Here is a 24,697-nt window from a genome sequence, read left to right on the forward strand (position 1 = left end):
CGGGGCGGGCCACGCCGGGCCGGGGCGTCAGAACGCGTACGGCCCGAACCGGCCCCACGCCACCACCACGGCGAGAATCAGCAGCACCACGCTCGGCACCAGAGCCGAGAACTCACTCCGCCGCACGTGCATCACCACGGCGCCCAGCATCACCAGCGCCAGCCCGGTCGCCGCGATCGGAACCAGCATCGGCACGACGTCGATCACGGCGGGCAGAACCACACCGATCGCGCCGGCCACCTCCAGCGCGCCGATCACCTTCGGAGTCCAGCGCGGCGCGTCGGCAGCCCACGATTGAGAGACCACGTATTTCTCGTGCGTCAGCGCGAGCTTGAACATGCCGGAGAACAGGAAAGCAGCTGCGACCAGCCCAGCAATGACCCACAGAACGACGTTCATGCTTCCCCATCGGACGAGATGACTTAAACGGTGAAGTCAAACGTAGGCATTATGAGTTAAACATGCAAGTCATTGTAGAATCTCGGAGTGACCGAAGAACCCGAGTGGCTGAGCCAGGACGAGCTGAAGACCTGGATGACCCTGCTCTCCGTGCTGATCCGTCTACCAGGCTCGCTCGACGCCCAGCTCCAGCGCGACGCCGGAATCAACCTCTTCGAGTACACGCTGCTCGCCGGGCTCTCCGACGCGCCGGAGCGTCGGCTGCGAATGAGCCTGCTGGCGGAAATCTCCGAGGGCTCGCTCCCCCGGCTTTCCCAGGCCGTCGGCCGCCTGGAGAAGCGGGGCTGGGTGCGCCGCTCCCCCGACCCGGACGACGGCCGCTACACGCTCGCGATCCTCACCGACGAGGGCCTGGAGAAGGTCGTCGCGACCGCACCCAGCCACGTCGCCGAGGTCCGGCGCCTGGTCCTCGATCCGCTGACCAAGGCACAACCCCGGCAGCTGCACGACATCTGCGGGCGCATCATGCGCACCATCGACCCGGACGGCCCGTTCCCCGGCACCCGCCCCTACTGACGACGTCCGGGCTTCTTCGCCCACTCCGGCCAGCACCCCGCACGCGGCCGACGGCTCGCTGAGGACGCGGCCGGACCGAACTCCCAGGAACCGGGCCCGGAACGTCTACCGGACCTCGGGTCAGTCGATGCCTTCGACGATACGGAAGTCGCGCTCGACGCCGTCGGAAAGGACGGCCAGTGCCTCCTGATAAGCCGCGCTCTCGCGGGCCGCGACGGCCTGTTCGAAGCTGTCGAACTCGACGAGGACGGTGCGCTCGGCGATTCCGGCGTCGTACGCGGCGACCCGACCGCCACGGATGAGAGTCCGGCCGCCCCCCGCCTCGACGGCCGCACGGGCCAGCTTGTTGTAGGCAGCCAGCTTGTCAGGGTCCGAAATGGTGCGGTAGACGCTGACCCAGTAGCCCTTGGGCATGGAACCTCCAGTGTGGGATGAGTGCACCTGACTTACGGGTTGGTCTCGGACGAGCGCCGGCGGGCGAGAGCGAGGCTGGTCAGCGTCGCGATCGTCATCGCGCCGATGCCGACCAGCGCCGCGGCGGTGTAGGCGCTGTCGTCGGGAAAGACGTGGCCGCGGCCGGTGCCCCCGGCGAGGATCAGGCCGGCGATGGCGCTGCCCAGGGAGTACCCGACACTACGGACGACGTAGTTGAAGCTCATGGCGCTCGACGTCTCGCTCTTGGGAGTGACGGCCAGGATGACGCCGGGCATCGCGGCCGAAAAGCCGCCGACGCCGAACCCGAGCACCCCCATCGCCGCGAACAGGTCGGCCAGGTCCGACCGGGCCGCCGCGAACAGGGCGAACCCACCGCCGACCACGACGGCGCTGCCGGCCAGGAGCAGGGGGCCGGTGATCCGCGTCCGGAGTCGTGGCGTGAGCTTGCCGGCGACGAATCCCAGCACCGAGAACGGGATGAGGACCAGCCCGGCGACGAAGGTCGTCAGCCCGAAGCCGTAGCCGGTGCCGGAGGGCGTCTGCGCGTACCGGGTGATGAGCGTGAGCAGGAGATACATGCCGATCCCGCCGACGAACATGGCGAGGTTCGCCCCGGCGACCGCCGGGTGCCGCACCGCCCGCACATCGACCAGGGGCGCCGTGCTGCGCAACTCGATGACGGCCCACACACAGAGCAGCACCACCGCGACGACGGCGAGGCCCGCCGCCACGGCGAGGTGCCGGCTCCACACAGTCCGTTCGCCGGCGAGGAACAGCACCAGGAGCAGCGCCGCGGCCAGGACGACCGCGCCGGCCACGTCCACGTGGGCGGAGCGGCCCTCGGGGGCTTCAGGCATGGAGCGCCACGCGATCAGGAGGGCCGCGGCGGTGACGACCAGGCCGAAGCCGTAGGCGGCCCGTACCCCGCCGAGCTCGGCGAGCAGCGCGGCCAGCGGGTAGCCGACGCCGGCTCCGATGATCGAGACCACCGAGATCAGGGCGATCACGTCTGCGCTGCGCTGCTCGGGGAGGTGATCCCTGGCCACGCCCATCATCAGCGCCGTCAGCCCGAGCCCGACGCCCTGGGCCGCCCGGCCGGCCAGCAGCCACGCGAACGGCAGCGGCAGCACGGTGAGCGCGCTGCCTGCGACGACGACCGTCAGCGTGGCGAGGATCGTGGCCCGCCGGTGCGGGCCGGCTCCGAGCCGGCCCAGCACCGGCGTGGCGACGGCGCCGCTGAGCAGGGCGACGGTCAGCGTCCACTGCGCGGCGCCGAGCGAGACGCCGAACGAGGTCGCCACGCTGGTGATGAGCGGCGTCCCGAGGCTGGCGACCGCCGCCACGACCAGAGCGATGAACATCAGGGCGGGGACCAGCTGCCGCGCCTCGGAACGCACCGCCGTCACCGCGGCCCCGCCGGCCGGATGGCCGGTCACCGCTTCACCCCCTCGCGGTCCTGGCTTTCGAGCTCGGCCAGATGCTTCAGCGCCGGCAGGGCCGCCGCCAACGCCTCGACCTCGTCGTCGGTGAGCTCGCCGATCAACTGCTCGAACGCGTGGACGCCCGTCTGGCGCCGCGTCCGGACATAGGTGGCGCCGGCCTCGGTCAGGCACACCAGCGTGACCCGCTTGTCGGACGCGACTCCCCGCCGCTCGACCAGGCCGGACTCCTCCATCACCCGGACCAGGGCGGTCATCGCGGGCTGGGTGACGCCCTCGACCGCGGCCAGATCGGTGATGCGCCGCGGGCCGGTCCGGTCCAGGGTGGCGAGGGTGGCGGCGGACGTCAGGCTCAGGTCTCGGGGCAGGCGTCTCGCGGCCCTGGTGGCCAGGCCGTAGAGGGCCGCACCGAGGGCGGCGGACCTGCCAGCAGCGGCGTCGCGACGACCCATGGTCGAAGCATAGCGCTTTTATATTCATCGTTTATGGAAACCGCGAGGGACGCCGACCGGCACCAGATCGTTCGCGCCGCCGGATTGACATTTTCCTATATAAGAAAATAATGGCTGCCATGGCACGAGCAGCGACGACGTCGGACGCGTTCAACGCGATCGCCGAACCGCAACGCCGGGACATCCTGGCGCTACTGCGGGCGGGCGAGCGGCCGGTGACCGACCTGGCCCAGGAACTGGGGATGAACCTGCCGCGGGCGTCCAAGCACCTCCGGGTGCTCCGGGAGGTGGGGCTGGTCCGGGTCCGAGGGGTCGGCAAGCAGCGCCTCTACGCCCTGGACGCCCGCGGGCTGCGGCCGATCCACGAGTGGGTCGGCGGATTCGAGCGGTTCTGGAACGAGAGCTTCGCCCGGCTGGACACCTACGTGCAGGACCTCAAGCAGACACGCCAGGAGGAATGACCGATGGCAGGGACGAACCAAGAAACCCGGGCGGAGCCGGCGACGGACGACCGGGAGATCGTGCTCTCCCGGATGATCGACGCCCCACGGGAACTGGTGTTCGAGGCATTCACACAGGTCCGGCACCTCTCGCAGTGGTGGGGACCAGAGGGATTCACCACCACCACGCGGTCCTTCGAGTTCCGCGTCGGCGGGGTCTGGGACTTCGTGATGCACGGGCCGGACGGAACCGACTACCAGGAGTGGATCACCTGGCAGGAGATCGTCCCGCCGGAGCGGATCGCGCTGCTGCACGGGGAGTCCCTCGGCGACCCCAACGCCTTCGAGTCCGTCCTGACCTTCGCGCCGGCCGGTGCGACAACCCGGATCGTGATGCGCACGGTGTTCCCCACCAAGGAACTGCGCGACGAAGCGGTCGAGAAGTACCACGCGCTCGAGGGCGGCCAGCAGACCCTGAGCAACCTCGCGGCTTTCGTCACCCAAATCATCCTGAAGGGAGCGGAGAGCTGATGACCGGAAAAGTGTTCTTCAGCGTATCGATGTCGCTGGACGGGTTCATCGCACCCGGGTCCCTCGGGGAATTGATGGGTCAGCAGTGGATGGAACTGCAGCGGTGGGTATTCCCGCTGCGGTTCTTCCGGGAGAACCTGAGGCTCGGCGAGGGCGGTGAGGAAGGCCGCGACAACGACATCGCCCGGGAGACATTCGAACGCACCGGCGCGAGCGTGATGGGCAAGCGCATGTTCGACGCGGGCGAGCAGATGTGGCCGGACGAGGCGCCGTTCCACACGCCGGTCTTCGTCGTCACCCACACCAAGCGTGATCCGTGGGAGCGCCCGGGTGGGACCACCTTCCACTTCGTCAACGACGGCATCGAGACCGCGCTCGGCCAGGCCCGCGAAGCCGCCGGCGATCGCGACGTCCGCATCGCCGGCGGCGGCGCGACGATCCTGGAGTACGTGAACCCCGCCCTGGTCGACGAGTTCACGATCGCGCTCTCACCCGTGCTCTTCGGCGCCGGAATCCGCCTGTTCGAGGGCGTGGACGCGTCCAGGATCGCGCTGGAACCGGTCACTTCGGAGGCGTCGTCGCGGGTGACGCACCTGACCTACGCGGTGCGCCCGCGGTAACCGGCCAGGAGGTGGGCGCGGATCGCGGCGGCGCCGGACCCTTCGATGCCGGCGGCCTCGCTGATCGCCGAGGCGCCCTCGACGGGCTCGGCCGGAGGACGAGGTGGCGGTGTGCTCCGCCGGACACGCACCGGGCGTAAGTCGGTCGTCAGCGGCGGCTGCGGGCGCCGCCGCGGGTCGTCGGTACCCCGGGGTCACTCGGTGCGGCCGGCGAACCGCTATCGCGCCACCCATGGCTACGGCCGGCGCGCCCGGGTCGACGGTGGAGCCCGCGGCCCACGCCCGGTCCGCACACGGCGAGAAATCGTTGCTACCACCGGCGGCCGTAGCACCGATTTGTCGTTGATCACCGGTGGCGGTCGGCACAGCGACAGCCCGGGTGTCCACACTTCGTCGGCATCAGCGAGTATGCGTGCGCCCGACCAAAACCAGCGCCAGGCACCGCGTCCCCCGGCGGTTCGTCTGACGCCTACCTGCGCCTTCGCTTCCGCCGTCGTACGCCGCCGGTTGTCGGTGTGCGCGGTCGTAGTCAGCTGTGGCCGTCAGGCAAATCGACCACCCGCCGCTCAGCGACGTCCGGAAGGTGCTTCGCCGCGGTCACGAAGTGGTTGTCGTCATGGAGAACAGCGAGCCCCGTAGAGCGGCGCAAGCACAAACCAGAAAGTCGGCACAGGACAGAGCACGGTGCGCACCGCCTCGAAGCAACCGATACTGCGCGGACTCCATCCACTGCCGTGCGGTCTTCGGTACTGGAACATCGGGATAGAGCTCAGCGAACATTTCCGTCATTTGTTCGTCCTCATCGAGGTTGCGCCAGGTCCAGGACGATTCCGATCGGCCGGGCCGAGGGCAGCACGCCGGCGCGCTCTCGACCGATTCCTGTCCAGCGCCACTGAGGATGCGCGGAACCCACGTCTCCCGCTGCCACCGCCGAGCGATCCCCGGGCCCACGACCGACTCGGAGAACCACAAATCCGTCGTAGGCCCTCAGCTAGCGGAGCCGACGTCAGCCCGCTCATCACCACTCATGCTGCCCAGGCGGCCACCCGTCACCGCGGTTCGTCCCCGCCGGGTATCGGTCAGCGAGTCGGGACTCGCTAACCTTCGTCCGATGAACGATGTCGTCCCTGCGGGACTCCTGTCCTACCTCGACGGCCTCGGCGAAACCGAGCTGACCGACCTGCTGCGTCGCCGGCCGGACGCTACGCTGCCGCCGGTTCCGGACTCTCTGCGGCAACTCGCGGCCCGGCTGCTGAGTCCGCAGTCAGTGACCGGCGCGGTGTCCTCGCTGACACTGGCGGAATGCCAACTCGCCGAAGCGGCCGCCGCGCTGGGAGACGGCTGGACGCTCCCACGGCTGGCCGCCCTGCTGGGCGTACCGCCGGACAACCCTGAACTCGCCGCCGCCACCGACCGCCTCGTGCAGATCGGGTTGGTCTGGCCCGACGGAAACGGCCTGTCGGGCCGGCACCTGGCCGCGATCTGGAACTTCCCGCTGGACCTGGGGCCGCCCGCCGGCGAGCTGCTCGACCGCGTCGTCCTGCCCGAACTGCGGCGGATAGCTGACACGCTGAGCCTCACGAGCACGGGCCGGAAACCCGCGCTCGTCGCCCGCATTGCCACCTGGCTGGCCGACCCGGACAACGTGGTCCGGCTGGTCGCCTCCGCGCCGGCAGACGTGCCCCGGCGGCTGGGCGAGCTCGCCACCCGTCCTGCACCGCGGTACGCAATCTTCTTCGGCAGCCCGTCGGAACCGCTGCCCTGGGCCACCCGACGTGGCCTGCTCATCTCGTCCGACTACTCCCACACCGAACAGATGCCCCGTGAGGTCGCCATAGCCCTTCGCGGCGCCGACTACGTCGCCCCATTCGACGCCGAGCCGCCGACATTGTCGACCAGCGCGATCTCCCCGGACGCGGTCGACCGGGAGGCGTCCGCAGCGGTTGCCACCACTCTCTCGGCCGTCACGGCGATCGCCGAGGCGATCGCCCAGGATCCGATTCCGCTGCTGAAGAACGGAACCGTAGGAATCCGCGCGATGCGGACGCTGGCCAAACGGCTCGCGCTGGACGAGCACCGCGTCCGGCTCACCATCGAGCTACTCGGCTCCTCCGGACTCACCCTGCCCTCCGACGCGAAAATGTCGCTCGATCCGGACTACGCGCAACACGTCACCGCCGAGCCCGGCGACCAGTTGCTGACGATCATCGAGGCATGGCTCAGCCTTCCGGCCTCCCCGTTCGCGACGGGCCGGGAAAGCGAGCCGGCGCTGTACTGGGCTGCGGAGGACGAGGCGATCCTCCCCGTTCTCCGCCTCATGGTGTTCCGCCTGCTCACCGAGTCGCTACCCGCAGACACCGCCACCACGGCCAAAGCGGTCACCGAACGGCTGCGCTGGTATCGGCCGGTCATCGCCGACTTGGTCGCCGACGAGCTGGAACCCCTCGTCGAGGGCCTCTGGCGGGAGGCCCACGCGATCGGACTACTCGCCTTCGACGCCCTGACGTCCCTCGGGCGCCGAATCGGAACCGGCGACCCGGACCGCCTTCGTGACCAGGCCGCCGCCGCGACTCCTGAGCCCCAGCACACCGCGGTGTTCCACACCGACCTGACCGTCATAGTCCCCGGCATCCCGGCACCCACCGTCCTGACGCTGCTCGACGCAGTCGCGGATCCAGAATCACGCAGCGGCGCGTGGACCTGGCGATTCTCTCCCGACTCCCTCCAGCGCGCACTGGACACCGGCCACACGCCCGACGAGCTGCGCACACAACTCACCGAGATCGCCACAGAACATCGACTCCCGCAGGCTCTGACCTACCTCATCGGCGACGTCGCCCGGCAGTACGGGCGAATCCAGGTACGCGCGACCGGCTGCTGCCTGTCCATCGACGACGAAGCACTACTCGCCGAGGTGCTGGCCACCAAGCGCCTACGCAGCCTGAGCCTGCACCGGATCGCCCCAACCATCCTGATCAGCGCTCAGCCGCCGGAAGAAACACTGTCCGCCCTCCGGAAGGCAGGCTATGCGCCGCGAGAAGCGGCCATCGACGGCGGCCCCGTCCTGCGACTCGCACAGGCAATACCCGGCGAACCTCCGGTTACCTCGCCGGACACACCCGTGGACCTATCGGAATTCCACGGGGAGCCAGCCGATCCGCGAGAACTCGCCCGACGCCTCCAGACCCCGTGATCGCAGCCCCATCTGCGGCTCCTTGAGTGCTGTCATCCGACGGTGGGATCGCGAGCTTCGCGGTACCAGATTTCGTCCTCGTCGGTCGGCCGGCCCAGGGGTGCGGACCGTTCCTCGAAATCGTGGATCGAATCGCCGACGGATGGCGTGGACTGCGGTCACGGTCACCGGCGAACCGCGCCTGTACGGAGTTCCCGCCCGGACGCTCCCGATAGTGTCGTCGAATGCGTCGCTAGCGAGGGCGCCGCGATGCTCCGCACCGGCGGTGGGCACCTTGTGCTGCCGGAGGGCGTCACATCGTTGGTGGCTCTCGAGGAACTGGCGGGGGGCGATCCAGGACAGCGCGCACGCCTAGCGTGCCCGGCGCCGCCCTTTCAGCACCCGGCCGAGCCACCCGATGCCGTCGACGAGGTAGGCCCCGGCCACCGAGCAGACGACCAGCCTCCCGGCCCAGGCCCAGTCGCCCCCGAACAAGCCGTAGACCACCGCGACGATCCCGACCAGCACGAACAGCACCAGCTTCTCCTGCCAGTCCGGGACCTCAGCACTGCTGCTCCCGTCAGATTCCTCCGGCACGAGCGCTCCTTTCGCCGCCCCTTGGGGAACGAGGGCTACCACATCGCGAGGTCGGCCACGGCGCTCTGACCCGACTGGTAGGCGAACCGGACCCGGGCCAAGTACTCAGGGCCGACGAACGTCGTCAACAGTAGAAACCGATGCCAGCCGTAACCGGACAGCGGCGGCCGACCGTGGGTAAACGACGGTAGGACGAAGGCCCGCTGGAGTCAGAGCCATCGAACACCGTTCGGTGGGCAGAATGATCCGCTGCTCTCGCGAAGCCGCAGGCCAGCGGGGTGGGCCGGTGGTAGTGGCAATGTGCAAACCTGGCAGTCCGGCCGACCGGGACACTATTGCCCGCGAGTTTCCGCAGGTCACCACAGCAGTCCTAGCTGACCTCACCGCGCGATGCGGACGATCCCTCGTGTTGGTCGGTCAACCAGTAATCCCGGATCAGCGCTGCCAGCGCGTCCACAGCCTTCTCCTACTGCTCGATAGTCATCGGAACGAACTCCGGCTCACCCGACCGAACTTCAGGCAGGCGACACCACGCCGAGACCCCACCTCACTCGCCGCAGCCGGCTCACTCCCACCGCAACACCGACGCCAAACCGTAGCCGGGATGCGCGGGCCGCCCTGTTCCGCGCCGCAGCCGCCGATCGAACACGCGCGGCGACAGAAGAGTGAGACCTTTCGGTGGCAGCCTGCCCGTGGAGGGTGTCAGCTCCGGGGTGAATGGAGTGAGTCAAGCCGGGCGGCTGAGCGCGTTGGCGGAGTCGTAGACCTTCGCGAGTGCACGAAGAAGTTGTTCGCGTTCGGCGGGTGCGAGGTTCTCGGTGACCTTGTTCTCGATGGACTGACGTTCGGCCTCGATCGGCTCCTGCAGTGCGCGCCCTTCGTCGGTGAGCCAGAGGCGGACCAAACGGTGGTCGCGGTCGTCGGGTTGCCGAGTGACGAGCCCGGCCTGGATCATCCTGCCGGCCATCTTGACTACTCCCGGCGTGCTGACGTTGACCGCCGCCGCGATCTCCCCGGGTGCCCGTCCGTCGCGTTCCCACAATGCCGCGAGCAGATGATCCTGCCCCAGATGCAGACCGTGCCGCTGGAGGCCGGCCTCGGTTAGGGCGCGCAGCACTTTGTTCGTTCTGCCGTGAAGGTCGAGGAACTCAGGCACTGCCACAGCCTTTCTGGAAGCGAACCGGTACCGCCGATTGACCGACGATCGTTAACCGGTTAACGTCCCTCGTCGTTAGTCGTTAACCGGTAAATGATCTTCTGGGGTAATGATGTTACTGCTCACCGAGGCCACCGGAAACGTCGGCCGAGAACTCGTCAACGAGCTCGACAGACGGGGCACGGAATTCCGGATTCTGGTACGTGATGCCGGTCGGGCCACCACACTCCCCGCACACGCCCAACGCGTGGTTGGCGACTTGAGTAGGCCCGAGACGCTGCCAGCGGCGTTCAACGGCGCGGACCGGCTATTCCTGCTCACCCCGGGCATCGGCATCGAGCACACCGCGCACGCCGTGGCAGCCGCCCAAGACGCGGGCGTACGCCACATCGTGCACCTCTCCTCCTCCAATGTTCTCGGCGATCCGATGCCGGCCATGGGCCGCTGGCACCACAACCGCGAGCAGACGATCCGCTCGACCGGAATCCCCGCCACGTTCCTGCGTCCCGGCGGCTTCATGACCAACGCCCTGGAATGGCTGCCCACCCTCCGGGCAGACGGATACGTCCTGGACCCCATCGGCGCCGGCCGCTACGCCCCGATCGACCCCGCCGACATCGCCGCAGTCGCTGCCCTCGCCCTGACCGAGGATGGCCACACCGATGCCGAGTACGTCCTCACCGGCCATGAACTGCTGACCGTCACCGAGCAGGTCCACATACTCTCCGCCGCGATCGGCCGGAACATCCAGATCCGGCCGATCGCGACACCCGCCGAAGCGGTCCGGGCACGCTTCCCCCACGGCGCACCCCCGGCCCTCGCTGACGCCCTCGTCGAAGGATTCGCCCTCATGCGCACCGACACGGCAGGCTTCCGCACCGACACAGTCAAGCGGCTACTCGGACGAGCACCGCAGACCTTCACCGAATGGTGCGCACGCAACGCCAGCGCCTTCGCTTGAGTAGCGCTAATTTCGAGCGAACCTAACGACACGGCGTCCCCGGTCGGAACGCCAATTCAAGTCCCCGACAGCGCTCCGTCAATCGGAACGCACTCTTCTGGGCAGCTGCGGATGTTTGCGCGCGATTCTGTGCGCCACTGGCGGAGCTCTCATCTGGCTCGGCCGGGTTCTGCCCGCATCTCGACCAGGTTGTGCGCTGACGTTCCCCTCAACGCGCAGCGCATTGCGGACGAAGGTGATGCGCCGATCACCGGGTTCGTCGACGGCGCCCGCGATGTCGCGGCCGGTGGTCGGCGGGAGGTCGGAGCCGAAGTCGACCTCACCGCTGCCGGCGGAGTCAGCCCCGGGCGCGGGCGATCCGGGCCCCGAGTTCATCGAGTTCCTCAAGGATCAGCGTCGCCCCCCAGATCTGGTCCCGTTTCCGATTGGTCAGCGGACGGAGCACCCCGGCCTTGTCCAAGCGCTCGATCGCGACATAGACGCTGCTGAGCGGCGCACCGGTGGCCGCCGCGACGTCGTCGGCCGTGACCACGGGCCGCGACGGCAGGATCGCCAACAGCTTCGCCGCCGCGCTTCCCGCCCGCACCCGTCCCACGACGTCGGCCCACTCCAGTGGAATCTCCGTCAGTCGCTGAGCCGTCGTTCGCGACTCGGCCGCAGCGATTCGCGAAGCCAGCGCGAAATCCCGGACGATCGGCTCCACGTCCCCATCCCGGTAGGCACCGAGGTGGTCGAAATATCGTTCCCGCCGAGCCACCAGCGCCGACGCCAAGGGCACGACCACCCGCGTGGTGGCTCGACGCCGACGCAGGATGGCGTTGATCAGCGCCCGGCCGATGCGCCCGTTGCCGTCGGTGAATGGATGGATCGACTCGAACTGGGCGTGGGAGATCGCCGCCTGGGCGAGCGTCGGCAGGTCATCGCGGTTGGCGAACCGCAGCAGGTCATCGACGTATGACTCGACCAGATCCGGCGGCGGGGGCACGAACAGCGCGTTCCGCGGCGAATGATCACTGCCGCCGATCCAGTTTTGCATGTCGCGCCAGCGCCCGGCGTAGCCGCGTTCGGCCGGATCGTCAGCCATCAACGCGGCGTGGGCGGCCAACAACGCATCGGAGTCGATCCGCTGCCGTCCGTCGGTCTCGGTCAGCAGTGCTCCGAGCGCCGAAGTGGCCGCCACCATAGACGTCGCCGAGGCGTTGGCCCGACTTCCGTGCAGCGCCCGCGCGTAGTCGTCCAGGCTCGCCTCGACCGACTCGATTTTGGAGGACGCCACTGACTCCGTACGTAGTAGCAGCACGCCCAGCGCCCCGAGGCCCTCACCGTGGGCCTGGTCGAGCGCAGCGATTTCGCGCAGCGCGTCCTCACCCTGGACGATCGCCGAAGTAGGCAGGGCGTCCACGATCGACAGCCCGGCGATGTTCGGCGGAAGGGAGACCGTGACTTCGGACAGGATCCGATCGGCCTTGGGTCCGCCGCGCTGGGATTGCCACCACGGACGCACCTCGCGCCGATGCGGTGGCCAGGTCGTCACGGCACCCCCTACTCGGAACAAGGCTACTACTATTCCGGGTTATCCTACTAACTCGGAATAGCTACGGGGTAATTCCGAGCTTGACAACCAGCGGCGCGGACCGGAAACCGGTCCGCGCCGTGGTGGAACTTGGGGTGGAGCTGGAGCCTCGGCGTAAAACACCTATAACATTACTTATAGATCCTAAGTGCGGCCTCCGGCCGCACCGGAACGGCGCACAGCAACAATCCGCGCGGTAACACGACGGACTGCAGACACATCCGGGCCATCCGAGCCACCCGTCGCCGACGGCTACGCATCCCGGCAGACCCCGCCCGGAACGCGAGCCCTGCACTCCGGGCAGCACTATGTCCGGGCCGAGGATCAACCAACTACCTATCCGCGGCTATGACAGTGCGTCCTGGGACTCGGTACACGGCAACTCGATGAGGATGGATCCTGACCCATGAGCGGCTTTGCGCGCCGCGAACCGGTCCTCGTGGCCGGGCCGGCGTAGCCGCGCAGCGCGCGGGCCCAGGCGAGACGCTCGGAGAACGGCACTCATCCCGGCTCAGCGAGTACGGATCGGACCAGACCCGCCAACTCGCGCAGGAAATCGGCTGCGCCGGCGTCGGTAGCCTCTCGGTCCAGATTCCAGTTGCCATCTCCCTCGACCAGGCGAAGCAGCGTGCCGGGAGCATGCCGTCCGATGACCACGGCGTCGATGGCCGCAACGTCGTCCCGCAGCGTCGGCGCGCCGACGCGTGCAGTCTGCCGCACCTCCCGGCGGACCTCGTCCCACCCGTCACTGTCAGCCACGTAGGAATGCAGGAAACGGCGAACGTTCTCCACCGCGAGCGAGACGGCCTGCTCGGCGATCTGCTGCTGAGACGGCTCGGGAACGCGAGGACTCCCCATGCGCGACCACGCTAGCTCCACGGGAAGGTGGAGAGGACGAACGGCACGGCCGAATCCGGCGCCAGGCGAAGTCGGACCAGGAACAGATCGGTCTCGGCGTAGCACGCCCGCCGCGCACTCGCTTCGTACATTCCGCCATTGTAATAGCCACGACCGACACGTCGCCCGACGTCGAAAATACTCTCCGCGAAATGCCGAGCAGCCAAGTCAATGCGAATGGTTTCCCAGTTGCGCCGCAACTGAGCGTTGACTTCGCGATCGATCGTCCGCACATCGGTCCACTGGTAGGAACGGTTCACCTTCCGTCGCCACGGCCAGTCGCCGTAGATCCTTCCTTCGATAGTCTTCACTCCGGCAGCACGTCGCAAGGGAATCCCTGGGCCGTGTCGATCCATGGTGTGCGCGCCGAGGTCTCCGTACTCGCAGTCGTTCTCGACGATATCGATTACCGGCGGCGCGTTGCCCAGTTCGTGATACCGGCGCAAGAGAAGGTCCTCTGCGGCGGCTCCGAACGAATTCTTCTCCGACATCTCCGGTACTGATCCTTTGCATTGATGAATAACGACGAGGATCAGCATGGAAAGTCGAACCAGGACAGTCGAGCATTCGGAACTATTCGGGAAGAAGCGGGACGGCGGAGAGAATACGAGGAAGTCGTAGCGCTGATCCGGCGACGGTCGTACGCTGTTCCGGGATGTTCCGCGTCGGCGGCGGGAGGGGATAGCGCTGGCCACAGCCCCTGCGCTCGAGCTATCCGAAATAGAATCCTGGGGGGAATTCGCAAGATTTCTGACTTCGCAGAAAGACCGCTCAGGTCTCTCACTCGGTGACCTTGAGCGAAAGACCCGACAAGGTTCGCCCGGGGGACGTCAACTGACGAGGACGACCCTCAGTGAGGTTTTGCGGGGAAACCGGACACCGCAGAAGGCGGTGCTGGAGAGCCTTCTCGGTGCCCTCGGTTCGCCGACCAACGAACGTGCCCGAATCATGGCGACGTGGGCGCGGTTGACCGAGGAATCGCGGAACCGGCACACCGATCTGCCCCGGGTAGCCGAGGTGTCACCCCGCGAACTGGGTGTTCACGCCGCGATCCGGGGTCCCGGAAGCCAGCAGGAGTTGCCGGGGTACGTGCGGCGATCCTTCGACGAAGACCTTCGAAGCCGGATCGAGGACGGCGTTCAGCGCGGCTGCTTTGTCCTCCTGATCGGAGGGTCCTCAACCGGCAAGACCCGCTCGCTGTACGAGGCCGTCCGGGCGGTGGTCGGGCACTGGCCGCTGGTTCAGCCGTCCGACACCAGCGAGGTTTACCGGCTGCTCGACGAGCCGGAACACCGCGCGGTGATCTGGCTCGACGAACTCGCGCGCTTCTTCGACTCGACGCCGCCGCTCACCAAGCCGCAGATGGCACGCCTCAAGCAGGCCGGGCACATCGTCGTGGGCACGTTGTGGTCCGACGACTACCTGGCGCGGAAGGGCTCGCGGGCCAAGGGTCTGGCCGAACGAGAGCTGCTCGGATCCGTCGACCCCATCGATGTCCCGTCTCGGCTGGAGGACCAGGAGTACCGGAGAGCGCGGGAACTGGCCGCTACCGACAGCAGCATCCGTGCCGCGTTGGACGCTCACGACGACGGGCTGACCCAGGTGCTGGCGGCGGGGCCCGACCTGTTAAGCCGCTGGCGGCACGCACCGCCGTACGCCCGTGCTGCGATCACGGCAGCCGCCGACGCGCGACGGCTCGGCATCCTCACACCGCTCTCGCCGGATTTGCTCGTCGACGCGATGGCCGGCTACCTGAGTCCCCGGGACCTCGTCGCCCCGCCCGAGAGCTGGCTCCAGGAAGTAGTGTCGTACGCCGCGTCACCGATCAACCGAACGACCGTGGCGGCGCTGTCCCCCGCCGCCAGCCAGCCAGGGATACTGGCCGGGTACCGCGCCGCCGACTACCTGGCCGAGTACTTGGCGATGCACCGGCGGGTCGAGTGCCCTCCCGAGAGTCTCTGGACAGCGCTGATCAGCCACCTCGGGAGCGCCGACGACCTTCGACGCCTCTGCGACGCGGCAGCAGCTCGAATGCGTTACCACCTCCAGGAACAGGCACTTCGACGGTTGGCCGCCCGCGGGGAGCACCGGGCGGCCATCGAGCTGGCGTTCCTGCTCGTTCGCCGCGACCGTATCGACGAAGCCGTCTCGGTACTCATCGATGCCATGCGTCCCCCTCCGGGTACCAAGCCGGTAGAAACGGCGCTGGCCCAGGTGATCGGTTTGCGCGCCCGCGCGGAACCGCTGCGCGCGGCCGACGGCCCGGTCACGCGGTACCTGGCCGACCTGCTCTACGACTTCGGCGAGAGTCTCGATCTTCGTTTGAAGGCTGACGAGGGCGACCTCACCGCTGCGGACGATCTCGCTTCTCTGCTGGCCGAGCGCGGTGAACTGCCCGAACTGCGGGAACGGGCGGGTGCCGGTCATCGTCTCGCGGCGGATCTGCTGGCCGAGCTACTGGCCATCGACGAGCGCTCGACCGAGCTGGCCGACCGGGCGGCCCTGGGCGACCGAGCCGCGACGATCCGGCTGCAGGGAACCGCGGAGGGCAGCTCGGACCCCGAGTCCGAGCTCCGAGAATTGCGACGAGCCCTGGCCGAGGGCGAACCGGACGCCGCTGAGCGCCTGACCTCCTGGTTGTTCGAGCAGGGGAACGAAGCGGAACTACGCGCCGAGGTCGACGCCGGAACGCCGCTCGCCGTCGACCGGCTCATCGCGCTGCTCATGATCAAGGGCTGCGACGAGGAGGCGACCACCGAGGAAGTGCTGCAACTACGAGTTCACGGATTGCATTCCGACGGAACCGTCGCCCGAAGCAAAGGATTACACGATGAACGATGACATGACGGCCTCGGAGAGCGCGATCCTTATGATGCTGATGGCCGAGGCCCGGGAGGTGCTCAACACTGAGCTGACCGAGCTGTACGGATTGGACGTACGGAAGCCGCAGCGCGACAAGCTCCAGAAACTGGGGTACATCGCCAGCGAAAGGCGCGGACGCACCTATGCCCTCCAGCTCGCCGACAAGGGCTGGCTGCGAATGCAGGACGACTTCGATTTCCGGCTGCGCGGCGCGGGCGCGCTCGGTAGCGCCTTGACCGCCCTGCACGGCAACCTTCGCCGTCGGGTGCTCGTCCGCGCCGCGTGCGCGAACCTTGCCGAGCTCTTCGCGTTGAGCGATCTCCGGTCCGCTGCGCCGCGGTCGCGCGCATCGGATTCGGACCTCCGCGTCCGCATTGTCAGCGCTTACGACGCGCTCGCCGACGAACCGCGGGCGTGGGTGAGCCTGCGGCGACTGCGGCCGTTCTTCGCTGACGTTCCGCGAGACGAGTTGGACGACGCGCTGCGTCGACTCGCGCTCGAGGACGACGTCAACGTCGCGCCTGAGCCGAGTCAGGGACTGCTGACCGACGCGGACATCCAGGCCGCTCTCCGGCTCGGCGCACAGGACAACCACCTGCTGGCGATCGGTGTGTAGTGGACGACGCGGAACGGAAGGCACTCGCCTCACTCCGGTTCGACTGGGCACCGGTGCCCGACGATTTGTGGACGCCGCTGCCGTTTCACGTCGAAGGGCTGCACACTCCCGTCCTGCGTGAGGTGGAAGCCGGCATCGAGGAGGCGAGGTCGAGCGCGGCCGGCAGCCCGATTGGCTTGGTCCTCCAGGGCCAGCGCGGATCGGGCAAGACGCACCTACTCGGCTCGGTGCGACATCAGGTGCACGAACGCGGCGGCTACTTCTTCCTGGTGAGCCTGCTCGACGCAGGGACGTTCTGGGAGAGCGTCCGGGACGCGATCCTCGATGGACTCGCTCGACCGGTGCCGGGAAGCCGGCAGACCCAGCTAGGCCTACTGCTCCGCAGGCTGTCTGCGATGGTCGGCGCTCCACGGGCTGCGCGGCGGGCGGTCATGGGCGAGACCGGGCTGACTCGCGCGGCGCTCGACGAGTTCATCGTCGGCCTCGGCGAGTTCGACCGCCAGACCGCCCGCACGAGCCAGGAGACCGCACGAGCATTGGCCCTCAGCGCTTCCCCGGACATCAGGCATCGCGACGTGGCGGAGAATTACTTCGCGTCCGGCGACGAAGCCACGCCGGGTGAACGCGCCGCGTGGGGTATGCGACGCGCCCCGCGCCGCGCCCAGCAGATCGTGCAGGACCTGTCGTGGTTGCTTGCTCTCACCGGGCCCGCCGTCATCGCGGTCGATCAGATCGACACGCTGCTCGCGCAGTACGCCACTGGCGCCGACCCGGTGCAGGGCAAGGCGGTGCAGCTCCGGCCCGACGACGCGCGGACGCTCAGGCTGATGGCGGACGGGCTGATGACGCTGCGCCAGCAGACGCGCCGCACGCTCACGCTGGTCGCGTGCTTGCAGGGAACCTGGACCACCATTCGCAGGGCCGCGGTGGACAGCGTGCAGGACAGATTCCGGGAATCCGTGCAGCTCCACCGGATCAAGGACCCCGCGCTCGCGCGTGCCCTCGTCGAGAAGCGGTTCCGCGCCCGGTTCGAGGAGATCGGCTTCGCGCCGCCGTTCGACTCGTGGCCGGTGGCGCCGAAGGCGTTCGAGAGCGCCGTCTCGTTCACCCCCCGCGAGCTACTGATCAAAATCGATCAACATGTCCGGGGCTGCCTCGCCGACGACAGAGTCGAGCTGCTCGGCCGGCTGGGAGAGCCGACGGGAGTGCAAACGCCGCCGCGACGACCGGCCCCACCGCCGGTCTCGTCCGCCGAGATAACCCGGTTCGATGGCCGCTTCGCAGAGCTCAAGGTGGCGGCCGATGTCGTGACTCCGCTCGAACGCGCCGCCGAGGACGAGGAAATGCCGGCGCTACTCGCCGCCGGGCTGACCGCGTGGGTCCTGGAACGCGCCGGGTCCGACGGATTGTTCAGCGTGGATCCCCCACCCAGCTCCAGTCCGGCGCTGCACGCGCGGCTGCGGCTCGTTCTCAATGACGAGACCGAGGACCAGGCCCACTGGTGCTTCCGCGCGGTGAGCGAGCAGCACCACTTCAACGGCGCAATCAACCGCCTGAAGAGAGCCGCAGACGCCGCTGCGGCGGAGAAGACCACCGGCAAGCGCAATCTTTACCTGATCCGCAACTCGGACTGGTCCCAAGGCCCCGCGACCCAGCGGGCCCTCGAGAAGGTAACCGCCACCCTAGAGCTGGACGCCGAGGACCTGAGCATCCTCTTCGCACTGCGGACCATGCTCGGTGAGCCCACCCCGGAACTGCACGGCTGGCTCGCGGAACGCAGGCCGACTCGCGATCTGAAGTTCCTCGAACAGGCTCTGGCCGACGTCGACAGCTGGCTGCCCGGCGAAGCGTCCAAGGAATCGGTTCCCGAGACGACCGCCGCCGACGGGCCTCGCATCGCGATTGGCCACGACGACGGCAACGACCTGCCGGTGGAGCTGCAGATCGAGGCCCTCCGCAAGCACGCCGTCATCTTCGCCGGCTCCGGCTCCGGCAAGACCGTCCTCATTCGGCGCATCATCGAGGAGTGCGCCCTCCAAGGCGTGTCCACCATCGTGCTCGACCCGAACAACGACCTCGCACGGCTTGGAGACGGCTGGCCTCAGCCGCCAGACGCCTGGCGATCCGGTGATCGGCAGAAAGCGGCCGAGTACCTCCGTCATACGGACGTCGTCGTCTGGACGCCGCGGCGCACGTCCGGCCGCGCCGTGAGCTTCCAGCCGCTGCCGGATTTCGCCAGCGTGCTCGACGACGAAGACGAGTTCGACGAGGCGGTCGAAGCGGCGGTAGCGGCGCTCGAACCGCGGGCAATGGTCACCGGCAAGGCGAACAAGGCGCATCTGGGACGCGCAGTGTTGCGTAAGGCCGTTGAGCACTACGGCCGGAGCGGTGGCACCCACCTGCAAGGCCTGATCGAGACCCTGGCGGATCTTCCGGACGGCCTCATCAAGATCGCCGACGCCGACAAGATCGCCGTCGGCCTGGCGCAGACTCTCACGGCGGAGATGGTCAACGATCCGCTCTTCGGCGGCGACGGCACCCCCCTCGACCCGGGCGTACTCCTGACCCCGGCGGAGGGCAAACGCGCTCGAGTCTCCGTGATCAGCATGGTCGGCCTGCCCTCCGACGCCGTCCGACAGACGTTCGTCAACCAACTCCAGATGGCACTCTTCTCCTGGATCAAACGAAATCCGGCGGGAGACCGACCACTGCTCGGCTTACTCGTCATGGACGAGGCCCAGACCTTGGCGCCGGCGAGCCCGATGACCGCCTGCACCCAGAGCACCCTCGTCCTGACAGCCCAGGCACGCAAGTACGGACTCGGGCTGATCTTCGCGACCCAAGCACCCAAGGCTCTTCACAACCGCATTCCGGGGAACTCAGCGACGCAGTTCTACGGACTGCTGAACAGCCCTATCCAGATCGAGGCAGTCCGCGAAATGGCGAAGGCCAAGGGGGGCGACGTACCGGACATCTCGCGGCTCAGTACCGGCCAGTTCTACCTGGCCACAGAAGGCACTGCCCCGCGCAAGATCAGAGCACCATTGTCCCTAAGTAATCATCCTCGCAGTCCGTTGACGGTCGACGAGGTGCTGGAGCGAGCGCGTGGCGAGCGGTCCCTGGCCGATCACCTCGGGGATGGTCGGCGTGACGGCGACGCCGAGGCCGCCCGTTCGTAGAAGGGCATCACCAGCAGGAGCCGGAGGAACGTCACGGGCGCGACGCCTGACGTCAAGCGGAGACGTCGCGACCCCCTCGTCGGTCGCGCGGACACGGACCCGATCACCCGAGCCGGTTACCTAGCGCAATGCCATTCAAAGGAGGCTGGCTGAGGGGTCTCGAACACCGCACAAGACCCTGAACTGGGAAGATCTCTTTGGCAAGACAACACAAAAACGCCACAAGCCTAAGCTTGCAGCGTTTTTGCCGGAAAACGGCCCACTACAACTCGTAGTGGAGCTGAGGGGACTCGAACCCCTGACCCCCACACTGCCAGTGTGGTGCGCTACCAGCTGCGCCACAGCCCCGTCCGGCCCGTTCCGGACCGACTGCTGAATAGTACACAACGTCGCGGACACTCCCGCACCGGCTCCCGCCCGACTCCCCCGCCGGCCCCGCCCCCCGTACGACCTCCCCGCCCCCTACGACCTCCCGGCCCCGCCCCGTACGACCTCAGTTCAACTGCGGGTCCGCCGGATAGAAGGCCAGCGCCGCGAGCATCCCGCCCTGCCGTCTCAGCACCATCGACCACAAATCGTCGGGCTGCGGCACGAACGCATCGCCCGGCAGGGCGTCCAGTACCAGCCACGCCCCCTGCTCGATCTCCGTCTCCAACTGGTCCGCGTCCCAGCCGGCGTACCCGGCGAACACCCGCAGCCGGTCCAGCGACCCGTTGAACCCCTCCGGGCTCGCCGACAGGTCCACGGTGCCGACCACGCCCTCGACCCGGCTGAATCCGTCCGGCGACGTCCCCGGCCGCACGCGCGCGAGACAGATCGCCGCCTCCGGCTGTACCGGGCCACCCTCGAACACGACCGACGGCTGGGCCGCGAAATCGTGCCAGCCGTCGAGCACGTCCTCGACCTGGACCTCGGTCGCCCGGTTGAGGACCACGCCGAGGGCGCCGCTGGGCTCGTGCGCGATCAGGAGCACGACCGAACGCTCGAAATTCGGGTCTTTCAGCGACGGCGAGGCGACCAGGAGGCGCCCGGTCAGGTCTTCCGCCGGCATGCCCGCGTTCATGCCGAACCACCCCCGCCGCGTTCCGATGAGTCGCCCACGGGCGCCGGTCGGATAATTTCACCTTGTTCGCCGACGCGCGAGCATTCCCCCACCGCGAGACACAAAAACGCCGCCCCCGTCGAAGCGGGGGCGGCGACTGCGTGTGACTACTTCTTGAACGCGTCCTTGACCTTCTCCGCCGCGTCCTTGACGTGCTCACCGGCCTGCTTGAGCTTGGATTCCGAGCGCTCCTCGGCCCCCTCCGCCTGCAGACTTTCGTTGCCGGTCGCCCCGCCCCAACGCTCCTTGGCGGCGCCCTTCAACTCCTGCGCCTTGTTCTCAGCCTTGTCGTCGAAGCTCACTGCGGCCTCCTTCTCGATGACTGATCGTTAGGTACCCGACTCGCGAAGGCCTACACATCTCTCCCGGTAAGGTCCGCCACATGAACAACGCCCGGCCGGACGTCGCTGTGATCGGGGGCTCGGGTCTGTACGCCCTGCTCGACGTCGTCGAGGAAGTGACGCCCGAGACGCCGTACGGCCCGCCGAGCGACCCGATCTCGATCGGGCTCGTCGAGGGCCGCACGGTCGCATTCCTCCCCCGCCACGGCCGCGACCACCGGTTCCCGCCGCACCGCATTCCCTACCGCGCGAACATCTGGGCGCTCCGCTCGCTGGGCGTCCGCCAGATCCTCGCGCCCTGCGCGGTCGGCGGCCTGCGGCCGGAACTCGGCCCGGGCACGTTCGTGGTCCCCGACCAGCTGGTCGACCGCACCTCCGGCCGCGCTCAGACGTTCCACGACGTCGGAGCCGTGCACGTCTCGTTCGCCGATCCGTACTGCCCGGCCGGACGCTCGACCGTCCTGGAGAACACCACGGTCGAGATGGTCGGAACGGGCACCATGGTCGTCGTCGAAGGGCCCCGCTTCTCGACTCGCGCCGAATCGCGCTGGTTCACTGCGCAGGGCTGGTCGGTGGTGAACATGACCGGGCACCCGGAAGCCGTGCTGGCCCGGGAGCTAGCGGTCTGCTACACCGCGATCGCGCTGGTCACCGACCTGGACGCTGGGGTCGACACCGGCGAGGAGGTCACTCAGGAGGAGGTTTTCCGCGTGTTCGCGGAGAACACCGACCGGATGCGGACGCTGGTCTTGCAGACCGCCGCGGCCCTGCCGACGGAGCGCGACTGCGCGTGCTCGCACGCGCTCGACGGCATCAACATCGCGTTCGAACTGCCGTGAGGCTTTGGACTCGCTGGCCGGAGTCGAACCGGCGTCTCCCCAGAGATACTCCAAGGGCTCTGTCCACTGAGCTACAGCGAGGGGCCTTTCAGTGTGACGCATTTCGCACCGCTGAGGTGCCGCCCGCGCCGAACTAGTCTGACCCCTTTTCGGAACGCGCCACCGCGGCCCGCTCCTCGCCTGCCCCATCCGCCACCGCGGCCCGCTCCTCGCCCGCCGCATCCACCGAGGAAGCCCGTTCCGCATCCGCCGCGGCAACCGCATCCGCCGCGGCAGCCTGCTCCGCCCGGGCCGCGTCCACACCTGACTGCGTGCGCAGCGGAATCTCCTTGATCAGGCACGCCAGCACGATCGCCAGCACCATGATCACCGCGCCGAGCAGGAACACCCGGTCCACCGCGTCCGAAAAACCGATGAAGAACGGCTTCGCGAGCCGCTCGTCCAGCCGGTTGATGAACGAGGAGTCGTCCAGCGCGCTGCCCACGCCGCCGCCGGACGACGAGAGCTGATCCACGAACCCCTTGTTGACCGGGTCGGACAGCACCGCCGGGTCGTGCAGAGCCGCTTGGTACGAGGGCGTCGGCACGATCCGCTCGAACGCCGAGCCGATCTTCGTCCCGGCCTGGCTGAACAGCACCGACAGGAACACCGCGGTGCCGAGCGTCCCGCCCATCTGCCGGAAGAACGTCGAGGACGACGTCGCCACGCCGATGTCCCGCGGCGGCATCGCGTTCTGGACCGCCAGCGTGACCGGCTGCATCACGTTGCCGAGCCCCAGACCGAAGATCGCCATCGCGATGCCGGTCTGCCAGAACGGCGTGTCCCAGTGCACGCGGCTGAACGCGAGCAGCCCGACCGTCATCAGCACGGTGCCGATGATCGGATAGATCTTGTACCGGCCGGTCCGCGAGATCAGCTGTCCGGAGATGACCGACCCGGTCATGATCCCGGCGGTCAGCGGCAGCAGCAGGAGGCCGGCCTGGGTCGGTGACGCGCCTTTGACGATCTGCAGGTAGAGCGGCAGCGCGGAGAGCCCGCCGAACATTCCCATGCCGCTGACGAGCGCGACCAGCGACGTCGTCGTGAACACCGAGTTCCGGAAGAACCGCAGCGGGATCAGCGCGTCTTCGCCGCAGGCGCGTTCGGCGAAGTACAGGGCCACCAGCCCGATCAACCCGATCCCGTAACAGGCCAGCGAGCGCCCCGACAGCCAGCCCCACTCGCGTCCCTGCTCGGCCACGACCAGCAACGGCACCAGCCCGACGACCAGCGCCAGCGCGCCCGGCCAGTCGATCCGGTGCTCACGGCGCTGATGCGGGATGTTCAGCACCCGCATGACGATCATCAGCGCGACGAACCCGATCGGCACGTTCACCAGGAACACCCAGCGCCAGCCCGACACCCACAGGATCGTGTCCTGACCGGCGAAGAACCCGCCGATCACCGGGCCGAGCACGCTCGAGGTCCCGAACACCGCGAGGAAGAAGCCCTGGTACCGGGCCCGCTCCCGGGGCGACACGATGTCACCGAGGATCGCCAGCGCCAGGCTGAACAACCCGCCGGCGCCGAGCCCCTGCACGGCCCGGAACGCGGCCAGCTCGTACATCGACTGCGATGCCGCGGACAGCGCCGACCCGACCAGGAACAGCGCGATCGCGCTGAGGAAGAACGGTTTGCGCCCGTAGATGTCGGAGAGCTTGCCGTAGAGCGGTGTGGTGATCGTCGCGGTGATCAGGTAGGCGGTCGTCGCCCACGCCTGCAACGACAGGCCGTCGAGATCGTCGGCGATCGTCCGGATCGACGACGCGACGATCGTCTGGTCCAGCGCCGCCAGGAACATTCCCGACATCAGCCCGGTCAGGATCAGCAGGATCTGCCGGTGGGAGAGCAGCGTCTCCGACGCTGTCTCCGGCGGATTCGACGCCGGCGCTGCCATCCGGTTCTCCTCGTTCAGGGTCTGTCTTCTTCGTCTGTCCGGACGCCCGGCGGGCGGGCGGATTCGAGCCCGGTGATGAAGCGGCCGAGCAGCCGCACCAGATCGTGGACGTCGTCGTCCGGCCACTCCCGGACGATGCGCGCGAGGTGTTCGTCGCGCTGCCGGCGTAATACCGCGATGACCTCGCGCCCGGCCTCGGTGGGGACGAGCACGCAGGCCCGCCCGTCCGCCGGATCGGGCTGACGCTCGACCAGACCGCGGTCGACGAGCTGAGCCACCTGGCGGCTGACCGTCGAGGGGTCGGCGTGCACGGTCTCGGCGAGCGTGCCGGCGCGCTGGGGACGGTCGGCGAGCTGGAAGAGCAGCCCGTACGCGGCGGTGGCCGCCTCCCCGACGGTGGCCGCTTGCTGCGCCTTGTAGCGCACCATCGTCCGGCCGAAGCGCGCGAGCTGTCGTCCCAGTTCGGTGACGGCGTCGGCCATGGGGATACGTCTCCTCGGACAAAAAGCTTGCTGGCTACAACTGTAAGGGGCTGACCCACCTGTCCGCCATCACAACGACGAGAGCCCCGGCC

At 68.4% G+C, this 24,697-nt stretch carries 23 protein-coding genes and 2 tRNA genes; 10 read left to right on the forward strand and 15 right to left on the reverse strand.

Features of this window, described 5'->3' with window-relative positions:
• Positions 1-27 precede the first annotated feature (27 nt).
• Positions 28-399 (reverse strand): DoxX family protein, encoded by a 372-nt coding sequence (locus ACIBZJ_RS15730; RefSeq protein WP_395929911.1) that lies wholly within the window; start codon positions 397-399, stop codon positions 28-30.
• A gap of 135 nt (positions 400-534) precedes the next feature.
• On the opposite strand from ACIBZJ_RS15730, the gene ACIBZJ_RS15735 reads away from it, so the two are divergent.
• Positions 535-975 (forward strand): MarR family winged helix-turn-helix transcriptional regulator, encoded by a 441-nt coding sequence (locus ACIBZJ_RS15735; RefSeq protein WP_395930246.1) that lies wholly within the window; start codon positions 535-537, stop codon positions 973-975.
• Between the two features lie 120 nt (positions 976-1,095).
• Here the strand turns inward: ACIBZJ_RS15735 and ACIBZJ_RS15740 are convergent, their stop codons facing one another.
• The 3 genes from ACIBZJ_RS15740 to ACIBZJ_RS15750 are packed head-to-tail and all read right to left on the reverse strand — an operon-like array spanning position 1,096 to position 3,205.
• Positions 1,096-1,389, reverse strand: a complete 294-nt coding sequence (locus ACIBZJ_RS15740; protein WP_395929913.1) for a DUF1330 domain-containing protein — start codon at positions 1,387-1,389, stop codon at positions 1,096-1,098.
• A 32-nt stretch (positions 1,390-1,421) separates the two neighbouring features.
• Complete coding sequence (locus ACIBZJ_RS15745) at positions 1,422-2,846, reverse strand: MFS transporter (protein WP_395929915.1); 1,425 nt, start codon at positions 2,844-2,846, stop codon at positions 1,422-1,424.
• A complete protein-coding gene (locus ACIBZJ_RS15750; protein ID WP_395930248.1) occupies positions 2,843-3,205 on the reverse strand; it encodes a MarR family winged helix-turn-helix transcriptional regulator in 363 nt (120 codons plus the stop codon). Before ACIBZJ_RS15750 ends, ACIBZJ_RS15745 begins: the two co-directional genes overlap by 4 nt.
• A 215-nt stretch (positions 3,206-3,420) precedes the next feature.
• On the opposite strand from ACIBZJ_RS15750, the gene ACIBZJ_RS15755 reads away from it, so the two are divergent.
• The 4 genes from ACIBZJ_RS15755 (at position 3,421) to ACIBZJ_RS15770 (ending at position 8,085) form a co-directional block, all read left to right on the forward strand.
• Positions 3,421-3,762: an ArsR/SmtB family transcription factor gene (locus tag ACIBZJ_RS15755; RefSeq protein ID WP_395929917.1), complete on the forward strand. Its 342-nt coding sequence runs from the start codon at positions 3,421-3,423 to the stop codon at positions 3,760-3,762.
• 3 nt (positions 3,763-3,765) lie between these two features.
• Positions 3,766-4,272 carry an SRPBCC family protein gene (locus tag ACIBZJ_RS15760; RefSeq protein WP_395929919.1) on the forward strand — a complete coding sequence of 169 codons (507 nt, stop codon included), beginning with the start codon at positions 3,766-3,768 and terminating at the stop codon, positions 4,270-4,272.
• Entirely contained in the window at positions 4,272-4,892 is a 621-nt protein-coding gene (locus ACIBZJ_RS15765) for a dihydrofolate reductase family protein (protein ID WP_395929921.1), read from the forward strand. Before ACIBZJ_RS15760 ends, ACIBZJ_RS15765 begins: the two co-directional genes overlap by 1 nt.
• A 1,111-nt stretch (positions 4,893-6,003) precedes the next feature.
• The gene (locus ACIBZJ_RS15770; protein ID WP_395929923.1) at positions 6,004-8,085 is read left to right on the forward strand and encodes a helicase-associated domain-containing protein; all 2,082 of its coding nucleotides are present in this window, start codon (positions 6,004-6,006) and stop codon (positions 8,083-8,085) included.
• Between the two features lie 351 nt (positions 8,086-8,436).
• Here ACIBZJ_RS15770 and ACIBZJ_RS15775 read toward each other — a convergent pair whose 3' ends face one another.
• Together ACIBZJ_RS15775 and ACIBZJ_RS15780 are read right to left on the reverse strand one after the other, a co-directional pair.
• The gene (locus ACIBZJ_RS15775) at positions 8,437-8,661 is read right to left on the reverse strand and encodes a hypothetical protein (protein WP_395929925.1); all 225 of its coding nucleotides are present in this window, start codon (positions 8,659-8,661) and stop codon (positions 8,437-8,439) included.
• Between the two features lie 727 nt (positions 8,662-9,388).
• Positions 9,389-9,817 (reverse strand): MarR family winged helix-turn-helix transcriptional regulator, encoded by a 429-nt coding sequence (locus tag ACIBZJ_RS15780; RefSeq protein WP_395929927.1) that lies wholly within the window; start codon positions 9,815-9,817, stop codon positions 9,389-9,391.
• Positions 9,818-9,926: 109 nt separating this feature from the next.
• On the opposite strand from ACIBZJ_RS15780, the gene ACIBZJ_RS15785 reads away from it, so the two are divergent.
• Positions 9,927-10,778, forward strand: a complete 852-nt coding sequence (locus ACIBZJ_RS15785) for an NAD(P)H-binding protein (RefSeq protein WP_395929929.1) — start codon at positions 9,927-9,929, stop codon at positions 10,776-10,778.
• Positions 10,779-11,115: 337 nt separating this feature from the next.
• Here the strand turns inward: ACIBZJ_RS15785 and ACIBZJ_RS15790 are convergent, their stop codons facing one another.
• The 3 genes from ACIBZJ_RS15790 to ACIBZJ_RS15800 form a co-directional block, all read right to left on the reverse strand.
• On the reverse strand, positions 11,116-12,312 hold the full coding sequence (locus ACIBZJ_RS15790; RefSeq protein WP_395929931.1) for a Fic family protein: 1,197 nt from the start codon (positions 12,310-12,312) through the stop codon (positions 11,116-11,118).
• 540 nt (positions 12,313-12,852) lie between these two features.
• On the reverse strand, positions 12,853-13,209 hold the full coding sequence (locus ACIBZJ_RS15795; protein ID WP_395929933.1) for a hypothetical protein: 357 nt from the start codon (positions 13,207-13,209) through the stop codon (positions 12,853-12,855).
• Positions 13,210-13,220: 11 nt separating this feature from the next.
• Entirely contained in the window at positions 13,221-13,787 is a 567-nt protein-coding gene (locus ACIBZJ_RS15800) for a hypothetical protein (RefSeq protein WP_395929935.1), read from the reverse strand.
• Positions 13,788-14,196: 409 nt separating this feature from the next.
• Between ACIBZJ_RS15800 and ACIBZJ_RS15805 the strand changes: the two genes are divergently transcribed.
• From ACIBZJ_RS15805 to ACIBZJ_RS15815, 3 genes are read left to right on the forward strand one after another with little or no spacing between them, the layout of a single operon-like run.
• Complete coding sequence (locus tag ACIBZJ_RS15805; RefSeq protein ID WP_395929937.1) at positions 14,197-16,089, forward strand: hypothetical protein; 1,893 nt, start codon at positions 14,197-14,199, stop codon at positions 16,087-16,089.
• Complete coding sequence (locus tag ACIBZJ_RS15810; protein ID WP_395929938.1) at positions 16,079-16,726, forward strand: hypothetical protein; 648 nt, start codon at positions 16,079-16,081, stop codon at positions 16,724-16,726. Before ACIBZJ_RS15805 ends, ACIBZJ_RS15810 begins: the two co-directional genes overlap by 11 nt.
• Complete coding sequence (locus tag ACIBZJ_RS15815; protein ID WP_395929940.1) at positions 16,726-19,905, forward strand: helicase HerA domain-containing protein; 3,180 nt, start codon at positions 16,726-16,728, stop codon at positions 19,903-19,905. Before ACIBZJ_RS15810 ends, ACIBZJ_RS15815 begins: the two co-directional genes overlap by 1 nt.
• Positions 19,906-20,180: 275 nt before the next feature.
• On the opposite strand, the gene ACIBZJ_RS15820 is transcribed toward ACIBZJ_RS15815, so the two are convergent.
• The 3 genes from ACIBZJ_RS15820 to ACIBZJ_RS15830 all read right to left on the reverse strand — a co-directional run bounded on the left by ACIBZJ_RS15820 (position 20,181) and on the right by ACIBZJ_RS15830 (position 21,309).
• A tRNA-Ala gene (locus ACIBZJ_RS15820) sits at positions 20,181-20,253 on the reverse strand.
• Between the two features lie 145 nt (positions 20,254-20,398).
• Positions 20,399-20,968, reverse strand: coding sequence for a YqgE/AlgH family protein (locus tag ACIBZJ_RS15825; protein WP_395929942.1), 570 nt, complete (start codon positions 20,966-20,968; stop codon positions 20,399-20,401).
• Positions 20,969-21,114: 146 nt separating this feature from the next.
• Positions 21,115-21,309: a CsbD family protein gene (locus ACIBZJ_RS15830; protein ID WP_395929944.1), complete on the reverse strand. Its 195-nt coding sequence runs from the start codon at positions 21,307-21,309 to the stop codon at positions 21,115-21,117.
• Positions 21,310-21,389: 80 nt separating this feature from the next.
• Here ACIBZJ_RS15830 and ACIBZJ_RS15835 point away from each other — a divergent pair, with 80 nt between their 5' ends.
• Positions 21,390-22,187: an S-methyl-5'-thioadenosine phosphorylase gene (locus ACIBZJ_RS15835; RefSeq protein ID WP_395929946.1), complete on the forward strand. Its 798-nt coding sequence runs from the start codon at positions 21,390-21,392 to the stop codon at positions 22,185-22,187.
• 5 nt (positions 22,188-22,192) lie between these two features.
• Here the strand turns inward: ACIBZJ_RS15835 and ACIBZJ_RS15840 are convergent.
• From ACIBZJ_RS15840 to ACIBZJ_RS15850, 3 genes are all read right to left on the reverse strand, one after another.
• Positions 22,193-22,268, reverse strand: a tRNA-OTHER gene (locus ACIBZJ_RS15840).
• Positions 22,269-22,320: 52 nt separating this feature from the next.
• Complete coding sequence (locus ACIBZJ_RS15845) at positions 22,321-24,123, reverse strand: MDR family MFS transporter (RefSeq protein ID WP_395929948.1); 1,803 nt, start codon at positions 24,121-24,123, stop codon at positions 22,321-22,323.
• Between the two features lie 14 nt (positions 24,124-24,137).
• Positions 24,138-24,605 (reverse strand): MarR family winged helix-turn-helix transcriptional regulator, encoded by a 468-nt coding sequence (locus ACIBZJ_RS15850; RefSeq protein WP_395929950.1) that lies wholly within the window; start codon positions 24,603-24,605, stop codon positions 24,138-24,140.
• Positions 24,606-24,697: the final 92 nt, after the last annotated feature.

The organism is Cryptosporangium sp. NPDC051539 (assembly GCF_044454545.1).
GTDB lineage: Bacteria > Actinomycetota > Actinomycetes > Mycobacteriales > Cryptosporangiaceae > Cryptosporangium.